Here is a 14,436-nt window from a genome sequence, read left to right on the forward strand (position 1 = left end):
GGGGGCCTGGGGGCTACCCCTCCCCCTCCAACTCGCCCTCCGTCTCCAGAAGAGAGGCCCGCAGTGCGTCAAGCACTGCGGGATCCGGTTTGGCCCACATGTTGCGTGACTCCGCTTCGAGGAGGCGTTCGGTGATGCCGTGGAGGGCCCAGGGGTTGGCCTCCTGGAGGAAGGCGCGGTTCTCGGGGTCGAGGACATACGTCTCGGCGAGCTTGTCGTACATCCAGTCGGCGATGACGTTCGTGGTCGCGTCGTAGCCGAAGAGGTAGTCGACGGTGGCGGCGAGTTCGAAGGCGCCCTTGTACCCGTGGCGGCGCATCGCCTCGATCCACTTGGGGTTGACGACGCGGGCCCGGAAGACGCGCGAGGTCTCCTCGACGAGCGTGCGGGTGCGGACCGTCTCGGGCCGGGTGGAGTCCCCGATGTACGCCTCGGGAGCCGTACCGCGCAGCGCGCGGACGGTGGCGACCATGCCGCCGTGGTACTGGAAGTAGTCGTCCGAGTCCGCGATGTCGTGCTCGCGGGTGTCCGTGTTCTTGGCGGCGACCGCGATCCGCTTGTAGGCGGTCTCCATCTCCTCCCTCGCCGGACGGCCTTCCAGCTCACGGCCGTAGGCGTAGCCGCCCCACACCGTGTAGACCTCAGCGAGGTCCGCGTCCGTACGCCAGTCGCGCGAGTCGATGAGCTGGAGCAGCCCGGCGCCGTACGTGCCGGGCCGGGAGCCGAAGATCCGGGTGGTGGCGCGGCGTTCGTCGCCGTGCTCGGCGATGTCGGCCTGCGCGTGGGCCCGTACGTGGTTGGACTCGGCGGGCTCGTCCAGCGCGGCGACCATGCGTACCGCGTCGTCCAGCAGGCCGATGGTGTGCGGGAACGCGTCGCGGAAGAAGCCCGAGATGCGCAGCGTCACATCCACGCGCGGCCGTCCCAGCTCCTCCAGCGGGATCGGCTCCAGGCCCGTCACCCGGCGTGAGGCGTCGTCCCATACGGGGCGCACGCCCAGCAGCGCCAGCGCCTCGGCCACATCGTCGCCGGCCGTCCGCATCGCGCTCGTACCCCACAGGGACAGGCCGACGGAGCTGGGCCAGGCTCCGTTGTGGGCGGGGTCCGTGCGGTACCGCTCCAGCAGCGAGTCGGCCAGCGCCTGGCCCGTCTCCCAGGCGAGGCGCGAGGGGACGGCCTTGGGGTCTACGGAGTAGAAGTTGCGGCCCGTAGGAAGAACGTTCACCAGGCCGCGCAGTGGGGAGCCGGAAGGACCCGCCGGCACGAAGCCGCCGTTGAGCGCGTGCACCGTGTGGTCGGTCTCCGCCGTGGTCGCGGCGAGCCGCGGGACGACTTCGCGTGCGGCGAAGTCGAGGATGGCGGCCACCTGTTCGCGGTCGGCCCCCGGAGTACTCTCCGTCACGCTCCCCGCGACGCGGGCCACAGCCGCCGGATCCCAGTCGGCGTCGTCCATCGCCTGTACCAGCGCCCGCGCGGCGGCCTCGGCCTGGTCGGCCGTGGTGCGCGTCGCAGCGGACTCGTCCAGGCCGAGCGCCTCGCGCAGCCCCGGCAGCGAGGTCGTACCGCCCCAGATCTGGCGGGCACGCAGGATGGCGAGGACGAGGTTGACGCGCGCAGCGCCCGCCGGCGCGTTGCCCAGTACGTGCAGGCCGTCGCGGATCTGGGCGTCCTTGATCTCGCACAGCCAGCCGTCGACGTGCAGCAGGAAGTCGTCGAACCCGTCGTCGTCCGGCCGCTGTTCCAGGCCGAGGTCGTGGTCGAGCTTGGCGGCCTGGATGAGCGTCCAGATCTGGGCCCGGATCGCCGGCAGCTTGGCCGGGTCCATGGAGGAGATCTGCGCGTACTCGTCCAGGAGCTGTTCGAGGCGCGCGATGTCCCCGTACGAGTCTGCGCGGTCCATGGGCGGCACGAGGTGGTCGATGAGCGTGGCGTGCACGCGGCGCTTGGCCTGCGTGCCCTCGCCCGGGTCGTTGACCAGGAACGGGTAGATCAGCGGCAGGTCACCGAGCGCCGCGTCCGGCGCGCAGGCGGCCGACAGGCCCGCGTTCTTGCCGGGCAGCCACTCCAGGTTGCCGTGCTTGCCGAGGTGGATCATCGCGTCGGCGCCGAAGCCTGATCCCCCAGACTCCGTCCGGGAGGCGCCCCCATGCTGCGAGGCGGAGATCCAGCGGTACGCCGCCAAGTAGTGGTGCGAGGGCGGCAGATCGGGGTCGTGGTAGATCGCGATGGGGTTCTCACCGAAGCCGCGCGGCGGCTGGATGAGGATCAGCAGATTGCCGCGGCGCAGCGCCGCGAGGACGATGTCGCCCTCCGGGTTGCGGGAGCGGTCGACGAACATCTCGCCGGGCGGCGGGCCCCAGTGCCGTTCGACCGCCTCGCGCAGCTCGGCGGGCAGGGTCGCGAACCAGCGGCGGTAGTCGGCCGCCGGAATACGTACCGGATTGCGGGCCAACTGCTCCTCGGTGAGCCAGTCCTGGTCATGGCCGCCCGCCTCGATCAGGGCCCGGATCAGCTCGTCGCCGTCCCCCGAGACCAGCCCGGGAATGTCCTCCTCGGGCCCGAAGTCGTAGCCCTCGGCCCGCAGTCGGCGCAGCAGCGCGATCGCGCTGGCCGGGGTGTCGAGGCCGACGGCGTTGCCGATACGCGAGTGCTTGGTCGGGTAGGCGGACAGCACCAGTGCCAGCCGCTTGTCGGCCGCCGGGATACGGCTCAGCCGCGCGTGCCGTACGGCGATGCCCGCGACGCGTGCCGCGCGCTCGGGGTCGGCGACATAGGCGGGCAGGCCGTCCTCGTCGATCTCCTTGAACGAGAACGGCACCGTGATCAGCCGGCCGTCGAACTCCGGCACCGCGATCTGGCTCGCCGCGTCCAGCGGCGAGACGCCCTCGTCGTTCTTCTCCCAGTCCGTACGCGAACCGGTCAGACACAGCGCCTGGAGTATCGGAACGTCCAGCGAGGTGAGCGCGCCCGCGTCCCACGACTCGTCGTCACCGCCCGCCGACGCCTCGGCCGGCTTGGTGCCGCCGGCGGCGAGCACGGTGGTGACGATCGCGTCAGCGGCGCGCAGCTCCTCGATCAGTTCGGGCTCGGGAGTGCGCAGCGAGGCGACGTACAGCGGCAGTACACGGCCGCCCCCCTGCTCGATGCTGTCGCACAGGGTGCGTACGAAGGAGGTGTTGCCGCTCATGTGGTGAGCGCGGTAGTAGAGCACCGCGATCATCGGGGTGTCCGCCTGGGTACCGGGGATGACCGTACGGTCCAGCCGCCCCCAGGACGGCGCCGGCTCCGGCGGCTCGAATCCGTACCCGGTGAGCAGCACCGTGTCGGACAGGAAGCGGGCCAGCTGCTCCAGGTTGGCGGGCCCGCCGTGCGCGAGATACGCGTGCGCCTCGGCCGCGATACCGACCGGAACGGTGGAGGAGGCCATGAGCTGCGCGTCCGGCGCCTGTTCACCGGTGAGGACGACGACGGGGCGGTCTGCAGCGAGCAGGGTGTCCAGCCCCTCTTCCCAGGCGCGTACGCCACCCAGAAGACGTACGACGACGAGGCCCGTGCCCTCCAGCAGCGCCGGCAGCTCATCGAGGTCGAGCCGCGAGGGGTTCGCGTAGCGGTAGCGGACGGGGCCCTCGGCCGCGCGGGCGCTCAGCAGGTCCGTGTCGGAGGTCGACAGGAGCAGGATCTCGCTGGGGGCGGCGGAGCCGGGGTTACCGGGTTCGCCGGGATCGCCGGGGTCACCAGGACCGCCGGGCTCACCGGGGAGGGGCGCGTGTGCCTCGGAAGAATGCGGCATGCGTCGTCTGGCCTTCCTCGGGGTGTCCTCGCCCCGGGTGGTGTCGTCTCCCCCGCCCCGGCCGGGCCGGGAGCTGGGAAAAGGGAGTTCCTGGCTCGCCCGGCCCTGGGACCGGGTTCACAGTGGCGGGACCGCGCCGGATTCACACCGGGCTTCCTCCCCTGTCGCCGTCTTTGGCGACGCCGGGTCGGACGACCCGTGCCTAGGCATAGTACGGGTGGGGACGGTACGGGTGGGGCTCTGGGCTGCGGGGCCACGCATGAGGGTCGGGGCAAGGGCGGCGTACCCGGGGCGCGGCACGCCTGCTGCGCGGGGCAGGGCACACCTGGTGCGCGAGGTACGGATGAGTGCGGGGCCCGAAAGGTGGCACCTGGCGCCTTGAAGGGCGGTCGGTATGCTCGCCGCCATGTCCACCGCTCCCGCCTCCGCCACGCCGTCGCGCCCTGGAGCGACCCCCGTACGGGACCGGGACGACGCCTGCCCCGGAACGTTGCGGTTGCACATCGCTGATGACGGTGCCCTCGCACGCGTACGTGTTCCCGGCGGCGTGCTCGGTATCGGCCAGGCCGAGGCGCTCGCCGATGTGGCCGCACGGCTCGGTGACGGCGACCTCCACCTCACCTCGCGCGGCAACGTTCAGATCCGCGGCCTCGCCCCAGGCGACGCCCCGGAACTGGCCCGGCTGCTCGACGCCGCTGGACTGCTGCCCTCGTTCCCGCACGAGCGGGTGAGGAACATCGTGGCCTCGCCGCTGGCTGGGCTCGACGGACTGGGTCACGGCGAGGTGCTGACGTGGCTGCACGCGCTGGACGGGATGCTGTGCGCAAGCGAAGCGATGACCGCGCTTTCGGGCCGCTTCCTGTTCGCGCTCGACGACGGCCGCGGGGACATGGCGCCGCTGGGCGCCGATGTGACACTGCGCGCCCTGCCCGGCGGCCGGGCGCTGCTGCGGTTCGGTACGCACCCCGAAGCGGTGCCCGTCCCCGCACCCGACGCGCCCCGCGCCGCTCTCCTCGCCGCCGAGGTGTTCCTCACGGCCGCGCACGGGAACGGTGCCTGGCGCGTAGGTGAACTCCCGGGCGGGGCAGGCGAGTTGGCCCGTATCACGCGCGAAGTGGCCCACCGCCTGGGGGCGTCCGTGCACCGGGGTGTTCCCGGGGGCCCGGGCGCCGGCGGGGGCCTGGACGCCGCCAACGATCCGGGCGCCGGCGAGCACCCCAACGCCGTCAACGTCCCGGGTGCCGCGAACCTCCCGGGTGCCGCGAACGCGCCGGATGCCGTCAACGTCCCGGGTGCCGCGAACGTCCCGGGTGCCGCCAACATTCCGGGTGCCGCGGACGCCCCCGCCGGCCCGGCCCCCGTGGCCGGGACGGAGCCGCCCACGCGACCAGGCCCTCCCGTGCCCGGTGTCATCGACGCCCCGGAGGGGGAGGGCGAGGCGGCCCTCAGCGTCGTAGCGCCTCTCGGGCGGCTCACGGCTGTGCAGTGGAGAGGGCTCGTCGACGCCTGTCGCGAGGGCACGGGTGAGCTGCGGCTCACTCCCTGGCGCGGCGTTCTCGTGCCGGGGCTCGCACAGGAGGCCGCACGGCAGCGCCTGTCCGCACTGGACGCGCTCGGCCTCGTCACGAACCCGGGCTCGCCCTGGCTGGGCGTGACCGCGTGCACGGGGCGGCCCGGCTGCGCCAAGTCCCTCGCCGACGTACGGGCCGAGGCGGCGGGCGCCGTCGCGGCGTCCGGCAACGCGGACGTACCGCACGGTGGGGATGTTCCGCACGACGCGGACGTTCCGCAGGTTGCGGATGTTCCGCATGACGGGGCCGCCCCGCTCCCCGTCCACTGGTCCGGCTGCGAACGCCGGTGCGGGCACCCGAAGGGGGAGTGGGTCGATGTCGTCGCGCGACCCGACCGCGAGGGTGCCGGTTTCGCTGTGTCCCGAGTAGGCGCCAACGGCAGCCGCGACGCTCCCGTGACAGTGATGCCGCCCGCGACGGTGGCCCCTTCCGGGACGGTGCGCCCTCCCGCGAAGACGGACCTTTCCGCGAAGGCGGACCTCCACGCGAAGGCGGACCTCCAAGCGACGGCGGAGGGCGGGAGGACGCCTGCCGAAGCGCTCGCCGTCCTCCGCCGCCCCCGCATCCCGTAGCCGCCCCCCCCCGCCCATGGCCGCAGGACGAGCCACCGACGCGCCCACGGCCGAATCCAGCAGCCGCCCAGCCGCCCAGCCGCCCAGCCGCCCAGCCGCCCAGCCGCCCAGCCGCCCAGCGGCCCAACCGCCGCCCAGCCGACGGAACGAAGAAAGCGAAAGCACCGTGTTGCAGTACGAGAAGGACGGACCGGCGATCTACCGCCAGTCGTTCGCCACCATCAGGGCCGAGGCGGACCTCGCGGGGCTGCCCGCCGACGTGAGCCAGGTCGCGGTACGCATGATTCACGCGTGCGGCATGGTGGACCTGGTGCGCGACCTCGGCTACACGCCGGGTGTCGTCGCGCGGGCCCGCGAGGCGATGCGCGCCGGGGCACCGCTCCTGTGCGACGCCGCGATGGTGGCCAGCGGCGTCACCCGCAAGCGGCTGCCCGCCGGCAACGAAGTGATCTGCACGCTTTCGGACCCCGGGGTACCGGAGTTGGCCGCACGGATGGGGACCACCCGTAGCGCCGCGGCGCTGGAACTGTGGCGCGACCGTATGGAGGGCGCCGTCGTGGCCGTCGGCAACGCGCCCACCGCGCTCTTCCGGCTGCTGGAGATGCTCGACGAGGGGGCCCCGCGCCCCGCTGCCGTCATCGGTGTGCCGGTCGGTTTCGTGGGCGCCGCCGAGTCCAAGGACGCGCTCGCCGCGCATGCTTCGGGTCTGGAACACCTGGTCGTACGGGGCCGGCGCGGCGGTAGCGCCATGGCGGCTGCGGCGCTCAACGCGATCGCGAGCGAGGAGGAGTGAGCGCGCACGAGGCGCCCCGCGAGGCCGGGGCCCACAGGCCCGACGCCCAACGGCCGGGCATCGGCCGCCTGTACGGCGTGGGGCTCGGCCCCGGAGACCCGTCGCTGATGACCGTACGGGCCGTCGAGGCCATCGGCGAGGCCGACGTGATCGCGTACCACAGCGCACGGCACGGCCGGTCCATAGCACGGTCCATCGCGGCGAGGTACCTGCGTGCCGACCATGTGGAAGAGGCACTGGTCTACCCCGTCACCACGGAGAGCACCGACCACCCGGGCGGATACCGGGGTGCGATGGAGGAGTTCTACGCCGAGGCGTCGGAACGCCTGGCCGCGCACCTGGAGGCGGGGCGCACGGTCGCCGTGCTCGCCGAGGGCGACCCGCTCTTCTACGGCTCGTACCAGCACATGCACAAGCGGCTCGCGCACCGTTACCCGACCGAGGTGATCCCGGGCGTCACCTCCGTCAGCGCGGCTGCCGCCCGCCTCGGTACGCCGTTGGCCGAGGCCGACGAGGTCCTGACGATCCTGCCCGGCACCCTGCCCGAGGAAGAACTGACCGCGCGCCTGGCGGCGACCGATGCCGCCGTGGTGATGAAGCTCGGGCGTACGTTCCCCAAGGTGCGCCGCGCGTTTGAGCGCGCGGGCCGCCTGGAGGAGGCCCGTTACGTGGAACGGGCCACGATGGAGGGCGAGCGTACCGGCGAACTCGCGGGCGCCGACGCGGAGTCGGTGCCGTACTTCTCGGTCGCGGTACTGCCGAGCCGCGTCGCGCCGCTGACCGCGCCACGTGCGGAACCCGACCGGGGGCCCGTCCCTGGGCCCGACCGGGAGCCCACCTCGGGGCCCGACCGGGAGCCCATCTCGGGGCCCGAGCGGGAATCCGCCCCGGGGCCCGAGCGGGAATCCGCCCCGGGGTCTGCCCAAGAGGCGGCGGAATCCAGCGCATCGGTGACGGCAGGCGAGGTGCTGGTCGTCGGAACGGGCCCCGCAGGGCCGCTGTGGATGACGCCCGAGACGCGGGGCGCGCTCGCCGCGGCCGACGACCTCGTCGGCTACACCACTTATCTGAACCGGGTGCCCGAACGCCCGGGGCAGCGCCGGCACGGCAGCGACAACCGTGTCGAGTCCGAACGCGCCGAGTTCGCGCTCGACCTCGCGCGGCGCGGGCGCCGCGTGGCCGTCGTCTCCGGTGGTGACCCGGGCGTCTTCGCCATGGCGACCGCCGTACTGGAGGCGGCCTCGCTCAAGGAGTTCGCCGACGTACCCGTACGCGTGCTGCCCGGCGTGACGGCGGCCAACGCGGCGGCGGCGCGTGCGGGAGCGCCCCTCGGTCACGACTACGCCACCCTCTCCCTCTCCGACCGCCTCAAGCCGTGGGAGGTCATCGCGGAACGGCTCCACGCCGCCGCCTCGGCCGACCTCGTACTCGCGCTCTACAACCCCGGCTCACGCAGCCGCACCTGGCAGGTCGGCAAGGCCCGCGAACTCCTCCTCGAACACCGCGCGCCCGACACCCCCGTCGTCCTCGCCCGCGATGTCGGCGGCCCGGACGAACGCGTCCGTACGGTACGCCTCGCCGACCTCGACCCCGACGAGGTCGACATGCGGACCCTCCTGATCGTCGGGTCCTCCCAGACACAGGCCGTACGCCGCACCGCCGGCGCCACCGCTGAGGGCGAGCCCACGATGACCGTCTGGACCCCCCGCCGCTATCCGGAAGCCCCCAGGTCCACGGGGGCTTGACCATATGGGGCTTCGCCCCTTTCCCCGTTGGCCTTGTCGGCCAGCGTCGGGGGGTCCCCCCAGACTCCGTCCGGGGGGGGGAAACCCCCACACCTCTGGACTCCCCCGCCCGTATCGGGACCAGCCCTGAAGCCAGAGTCAGAGGGGCAAGTTCGAGCCCGCCCGGGTGGCTGGTGCATCCGCGCATCCGTGGCGGGGCCGGTACGACGTCGTTTCGACCGCAGGCACCGCGGAGGGGGAAACGTGGGAGTGAAACTCAATGTCACCGACAAGAAGCTGACCGAACTGGCTCGGGACCTCGATGACATGCAGGAGTTCCTGGAGAAGAAGATCAGTGAGCTCAACCGGATTTCCGAAGCGACTACGATCAGGACGGCGGCCCTAGCGGAAAGATCGGAGCCGAGGTATGCCTCACCCTGCGGCGCACGTCTTCAACAGCGGGCCTGTCATGCTGGTCCTGGAAGCGATGAGGAACTCCCAGTGCTCTGGGGGAACGAACGCTCAGGTGGACGCGCTCGCCCGTCTCTACCGCACCTTCAGGGCCGACGAGTCACGGCACATGAGTTCTCCCGAGTCCGTGTCCGCGCTCCTTGAGCTGATCGCTGAAGTTCTTGAGGAAGAGCCCGAATATCCTGTCCCGCACAGGTTTCACAAAGCTCTCCAGCAGGTGTCAGGCAGGCAGGACGGTCATGACTACCTGCGCACCGTCGCAGCCCTTCTCCTCCTGCAGGGGGAAACAGGCACCGTTCCCTTCGCTCGGCTTCCGATGGCCCCCTGGGAGGTCGACATCCACTTTCCCAGGGCCCGCAGTTTCGGGGCCTGTTGGATCGAGTCCGACGAAGTCGGGCTCTCTATGGGAATCACGGAAGCGATTCAGAAGGGTGTGACGGATTCCCATCCTGGTGGTTGCACGGAGGACCTCTCAGGGCTCACGGCCGAGCTACAGAGACTGACGACTCTCTTCGCTTCTCCTGAGCAGTTCAAGGCGAGTCTTGAGCCGCGCCTCGACTGGGCGACCCCAGGGCTCTTGAGGGATATTCTGCGGGCGGCGAATCTGCATCTCGAAAAGTGCCATCAGGGTTGACCGCTTTCGTGACGTGAAGATTTCGTCCTGAGATCGAAAACCAGGGTGAGAAGGGAAGTCGACCCACCTTCCCCATACGCACCCAGTGGCTGGCTTGCCCGGCTCGCTGACCGTCTCTCAACACCCCAGGCCGACTACGGGAAGCCGGCCGGGCAGTGAGCGGTCCGGGCCACGGGCGGGACGCGGGGGACTGTGGACCCGCAGGTGCGCGCCACCCCGGTCTCTGGCGGGGGTCAGACGGGACGGTGTCGGCCCGCCGCGTCACCCGTCCGGCTCGGCCGCGTCACCCGTCCGACTCGCCGGCGGTGCGGAGCGGTGTGCCGAACCACCGGTGGAGGGCCGTGCGTAGGGCGTCGGTGTCCGCCGCATTGTGGCCGGTCCATGCGAGGTGGCAGTCGGGGCGGAGGAGGAGGCCGGTGGCGTTTGTGTCTGCTGTCTTGGCGTTGATGATGTCCACGCGGTCGCGCCAAGGGGCCGCGGTTTCCGCGAAGTCGCCGCTCAGGTCCAGGAGCAGGGGGCGGGCCGTGGTCGTCAGCTCGGCCAGGCGGTGGGTGCCGGCGCCGGCGCCGGTGCCGGTGTCGGTGTCGGTGTCGGTGTGGAGCGTGAGGTCGGGGGCGAAGTCCTCGGTGGTTCCGGCGAGCAGGTGGGCGATGCGTTCGGTGCCTCCGGGGGAGGCGAGCAGCTCGGCGAAGACGGTACGCAGGGCGCTGACTTCCGGCCCGGGGCGCATCAGCGCCGACTGGGACAGGGTCGAGGCCACGACGCGTTCTGCGACGGGGCGACGTTCCTCGTCATAGGTGTCCAGGAGGCCCTCGGGTGCCCAACCGCGCACCGTGGCGGCCAATTTCCAGCCGAGGTTGACCGCGTCCTGCAGGCCGAGGTTGAGGCCGGGGCCGCCGATCGCCGAGTGGACGTGGGCGGCGTCGCCCAGCAGCAGTATCCGCCGGTCACGGTAGCGCTCGGCGAGCCGGGTGTTGCCGCCGACGAGCCGCCGCAGCAGGTGCGGTCCTTCGCCCTCCGGCGGCTCCACCGGGACGGGTACGCCCAGCACGCGTTCGGCGCTCGCCAGCATCTCCTCGAAGGTCATCGGCGCGGTGTGCTCGTCAGGGGCGCCGGTCTCGGTGGTGGTCAGTACAGGTTGGCGGCCGGGCAGCAGCGCCCACACGATCGTGCCGCGCTCCGTGCGCTGGTACAGCAGGGGCGGCAGGCTCCCGTAACCGGGTACGCGCAGCTCGCGGTCAGGGCCCAAGTGCTCTTCCGCGACGCACACGTTCGCCGACCGGGTGATGAAGTCGTCGTTGGTGACGCCGGGGAAGCCGATGCCGGACAGCCGCCGCACCATGCTGCGCCCTCCGTCGGCGCCGACCACGTAACGGGCAGTGAGGGTCTCGCCGCCCGCCAGGGTGACCCGGACGAGGTCGTCGTCCTGGTGCAGATCGGTCACTTCCTGCCCCACACGAAGGTCGACGCCCAGCTCAGCGGCGCGGGCGGCGAGGACCTTCTCGATCTGTTCCTGCGGTGCCGGGAGAACGCTCACCGGGTTGTCCTTGAGGGCGGCCAGCTCCAGCGTGAACGCGCCGAACATGTAACGCGGCGCGGGCAGGGGCGGTTCGCCGGAGCCGCTGATGCGCGCGTGGAGGCCGCGCCGGTCGAGCATGCGCACCACCTGACCGACCAGACCGTTCGCACGGGGCTCGGTCTTCGGGCCGGTGAGACGCTCCAGCACGACCGGACGCACTCCGGCCAGCGCCAGTTCGCAGGCGAGCATCAGTCCGTTCGGACCGCCACCGACGATGATCACGTCAGACATAAGAAACCTCACATATGGGATGTAAGAGGGCAGGGGGTACCCAGGGAGTCACCCAGGAGTCGCCCAGGGGGCAGCGCGGTTGCGGATGGCGCGCGGGGTGTGCCGCGTGGAGAGCTACGGGCGGAGTTGCGGGGGGTGTTACGAGGGGGCGTTACGGAGTGGGGGGTTACGGGGCGGAGGGTTACGGGGTGGGGAGTCCGGCGGCCACCATGTGGAGGGCCCTGGGCAGCAGGACCTCCATCGACTCTTCCGCGCCGCCTTGTACGAACAGCTCGATCGCGACGTAGTTGGCTGCCATCACGCTCGCGGCCACCAGGCGGGGGTAGAGGTCGGACCCGACATCTGTGCCCGTGCGATCGGCGATCGCGGCGGCCAGCTCCTTCTCCGCGACCTTGTTCGCGCGTAGCATCTCGGCCTCCAGCGCCGGTTCGGCCAGCATCACCCGTAGGCCGGCCGCCCAGTCGGCGGGCTCCTGCGGCGGCATGTGCCGCACCTCAGGGCCGGGCTCCAACTGCCGTAGCGCCGCATGTGTGATCGCCTCCCACAAGGGTTCATCCTGTGGGCCCTGGCGCAGCTCGGCGGCGACTCGCAAGGAGCGCTCAAGGTGGCGGAACGTGATCGCCTCGGCCTTGCTGGAGAAGTAGTTGTTGAACGTGCGCGGAGATACGCCGACGGCCTCGGCGATGTCCTCGATCTTGACCGCGTTCAACCCGCGCTCGACAGTGAGCCTGATCGCGACCCAGCTCAGCGCTGCCCGCGTGGCTTCCTTCTTTCGTTCCCGAAGGCCACTCATGCCTCCACGGTAGGAGGAAAGTGCGCCACACGCAAGTTTTCTGGGCACGCAATAATCGTGCCCCGCCCGTGGGGGTGCGGTGTGCCCCATGCGGCTCGGGCCGGTCCCGGTCCCGGTTTCGCCGGTCCCGGTCGCCGATCCCGTCGCGGCTCGCTGGCTGCCGACTGCTGGCTGCCGGGCCGCCCGGTGTCGGCTACCGGGTAGCGGGTAGCGGGTTGCCGGTGTCGGGTGCCGGTGACGGGTGCCGGTCGCCCGGTGCCGGGTGCGGCTGACCCGTCACTGACCCGCCCGGCGCCGCTTCGACCGAGGTCATCGACCCAGCGGGTGAGGAGTCGCCGTTCCTGTGACAATCCGGATGACTCTTTTCCGTAAGCCGTGACCCGAGCAGCCCAGCGCAGTTGGGCGGGTGACGGGCTCGTGATCGACGGGAACCATCGTGGACGTGAACCGAACTCCCCGAGTAATGAACGCCGTTGACGGCACGGACGGCGCTTTCAGGAGCCGCCGGACCTACCGCCGTCAACGTCACAGCCAGTACTCGCAGCGAGGTCAGGTCGGCAATTCCGTCATCGTCCTGTCGCCTGGCACCACGATCGAGGTCGACCGCCGATGTTCGGCTGTTGCCCCCATCGGTCAGGGGACGGACCGAAGCAGCGCTCACAACACCCGGCGCTGTCAGCGCCGTTCGGCCGCAGTGCTGACCCGTCCTCCAACCCTCCACACTCAGAAGGGACACATCTATGACCACTCGCACTCGCGCGCTGGTGATCAGCGCCCTCACCGCCGGACTACTCGCTCTGGTGGCCGCTCCCGCCAATGCCGCGGGCATCGACGTCGCCGGCCTCATCCTTGAGACACCGCCGATCTGACGAGCCGCGTATCCGACGGGCCGTACGGAGTCTTCCGTGCGGCCCGTCAGCATGTTGGCTTTCGGGACCGGATCTCGGACGGCGCTCACGCCCGCCTGTCGTCGGGTCGGACTCCGGAGGGTGCGACCCTCCGGTGCCCGGTGCCCGGTGCCCGGTGCCTAGTAACGATCAGGGGCGATGGGCAGCGAGATGTGTTCGTGCGTGATCAGCCATGTGTCGCCCGACCGCCGGCAACAGACGGTCGAACGCAGCCACATCTCTCTCTCCATCCCGTTCTTACGTGCGCCGGAGTCCCGGTGAAGCATGTGCGCGAACGCCGCGTCCGCGCTCGCGCTCGCCGCGACGGTGAGATCGTGCGTCTCCAGGTCGATGGGGCCTTCGTAACCGTCGAACCACCGTAAGAAGTTACGGCGTATCGCCTCGGCTCCCGCGATGTGGAGAGGGGGGACGACATCGAAGTACACGATGTCGGGGGAGTAGAGCGACATGAGCCGGTCGATGTCCTTTGCCCGGCAGGCATCGACCCGACTGTCCAAAAGCGCCCTGACTTCGGAATCGTTCGCGGTCTTCGTGTCCTTCGTGGTCTTCGCAGCCATCGCATTCTCCGTTTCCCAGAAATCCGACCGCGCCCGGCTCGACCGGCGACGGCCCCTGTGTTCTCAGCGGTCCGACGACGCAGCCGTACGGAATGTGAGGCGCCCGGAGCGGTAGCGGCAGCGCAGCGGCCGTGAATCTCAGAAAACTTGACGGGAACTGTCAGGAAAGACAGGCAGGCTCCAGTCGTTCAGTAAGACCGACCCAAGGAGTGCGCCATGTCGACCTCGATCGTGTTCATCGTCTACGTCAACGACGCACCTGAAGCCGCCCGCTTCTACGCCGATCTCCTTGAGATCAGGCCCAGCTTCGAGACCCCCCGATACATCGCCTTCGATCTGGGCGACGGCGCGGATCTCGCCCTCTGGAGCGGGCATTTCGATGAGCTGGCCCCGGCCGTGCCGCGCACCAGCGAGGTCTGCCTCGCGCTGCCGGGCGGGCCCGACGCGATCGACCAACGATTCGAGCGGTGGGTGGCGAAGGGGGTTCGCGTGGTCAGCGAGCCGCGCGACGAGGTGTTCGGGCGTACGTTCGTCGTCGCGGATCCGGACGGCAACCTGATCCGGGTCGCACCCGTCGACTGACTGGTCCACGCGGGGCGAACCATGCCGCCGCCTGGGCAGTTGATGCCCCCGGCGGCCGGTGCCCCAGGCGGCGGCTCGCCCCCCGTTCCGTTGGCGGCGCTGTCGTTGATCGTTGCTTGTTGTGGTCATGTCAGTGGGGTTGTTGGAAAAGTTCATGACGGGTCGGGTACGGGTCTGTTGCGGTGGTCGACGGCCGGGGTGAGGCGGGGTGCGGGTCGCGGAACCGGGGTT

General features: G+C 71.1%; 10 protein-coding genes and 1 riboswitch. Of the genes, 6 read left to right on the forward strand and 4 right to left on the reverse strand.

Features of this window, described 5'->3' with window-relative positions:
* Window positions 1-13: 13 nt before the first annotated feature.
* Window positions 14-3,790: a cobaltochelatase subunit CobN gene (gene cobN, locus NMN56_RS23195; protein ID WP_274045554.1), complete on the reverse strand. Its 3,777-nt coding sequence runs from the start codon at window positions 3,788-3,790 to the stop codon at window positions 14-16.
* 64 nt (window positions 3,791-3,854) lie between these two features.
* Window positions 3,855-4,006, reverse strand: a riboswitch (cobalamin riboswitch).
* 190 nt (window positions 4,007-4,196) lie between these two features.
* Between cobN and NMN56_RS23200 the strand changes: the two genes are divergently transcribed.
* The 4 genes from NMN56_RS23200 (at window position 4,197) to NMN56_RS23215 (ending at window position 9,555) form a co-directional block, all read left to right on the forward strand.
* On the forward strand, window positions 4,197-5,933 hold the full coding sequence (locus NMN56_RS23200) for a hypothetical protein (protein WP_274045552.1): 1,737 nt from the start codon (window positions 4,197-4,199) through the stop codon (window positions 5,931-5,933).
* A gap of 166 nt (window positions 5,934-6,099) precedes the next feature.
* Window positions 6,100-6,726 carry a precorrin-8X methylmutase gene (locus tag NMN56_RS23205; protein WP_274045550.1) on the forward strand — a complete coding sequence of 209 codons (627 nt, stop codon included), beginning with the start codon at window positions 6,100-6,102 and terminating at the stop codon, window positions 6,724-6,726.
* A 59-nt stretch (window positions 6,727-6,785) separates the two neighbouring features.
* Window positions 6,786-8,471: a precorrin-2 C(20)-methyltransferase gene (locus tag NMN56_RS23210; RefSeq protein ID WP_274045685.1), complete on the forward strand. Its 1,686-nt coding sequence runs from the start codon at window positions 6,786-6,788 to the stop codon at window positions 8,469-8,471.
* A gap of 505 nt (window positions 8,472-8,976) precedes the next feature.
* Window positions 8,977-9,555 carry a hypothetical protein gene (locus NMN56_RS23215; protein WP_274045549.1) on the forward strand — a complete coding sequence of 193 codons (579 nt, stop codon included), beginning with the start codon at window positions 8,977-8,979 and terminating at the stop codon, window positions 9,553-9,555.
* A 283-nt stretch (window positions 9,556-9,838) separates the two neighbouring features.
* Here NMN56_RS23215 and NMN56_RS23220 read toward each other — a convergent pair whose 3' ends face one another.
* Window positions 9,839-11,365, reverse strand: coding sequence for an FAD-dependent monooxygenase (locus tag NMN56_RS23220; protein WP_274045547.1), 1,527 nt, complete (start codon window positions 11,363-11,365; stop codon window positions 9,839-9,841).
* Between the two features lie 181 nt (window positions 11,366-11,546).
* The gene (locus NMN56_RS23225; protein WP_274045545.1) at window positions 11,547-12,158 is read right to left on the reverse strand and encodes an acyl-CoA-like ligand-binding transcription factor; all 612 of its coding nucleotides are present in this window, start codon (window positions 12,156-12,158) and stop codon (window positions 11,547-11,549) included.
* A 740-nt stretch (window positions 12,159-12,898) separates the two neighbouring features.
* On the opposite strand from NMN56_RS23225, the gene NMN56_RS23230 reads away from it, so the two are divergent.
* Window positions 12,899-13,027: a hypothetical protein gene (locus NMN56_RS23230; RefSeq protein WP_274045543.1), complete on the forward strand. Its 129-nt coding sequence runs from the start codon at window positions 12,899-12,901 to the stop codon at window positions 13,025-13,027.
* Between the two features lie 158 nt (window positions 13,028-13,185).
* On the opposite strand, the gene NMN56_RS23235 is transcribed toward NMN56_RS23230, so the two are convergent.
* Window positions 13,186-13,623: a YybH family protein gene (locus tag NMN56_RS23235; protein ID WP_274045542.1), complete on the reverse strand. Its 438-nt coding sequence runs from the start codon at window positions 13,621-13,623 to the stop codon at window positions 13,186-13,188.
* A 216-nt stretch (window positions 13,624-13,839) separates the two neighbouring features.
* On the opposite strand from NMN56_RS23235, the gene NMN56_RS23240 reads away from it, so the two are divergent.
* Complete coding sequence (locus NMN56_RS23240; RefSeq protein ID WP_274045541.1) at window positions 13,840-14,205, forward strand: VOC family protein; 366 nt, start codon at window positions 13,840-13,842, stop codon at window positions 14,203-14,205.
* The last annotated feature ends 231 nt before the right edge of the window (window positions 14,206-14,436 follow it).

Origin of the sequence: Streptomyces iconiensis (assembly GCF_028657195.3) — a bacterium.
In the GTDB taxonomy this organism is placed as follows: Bacteria; Actinomycetota; Actinomycetes; order Streptomycetales; family Streptomycetaceae; genus Streptomyces; species Streptomyces iconiensis.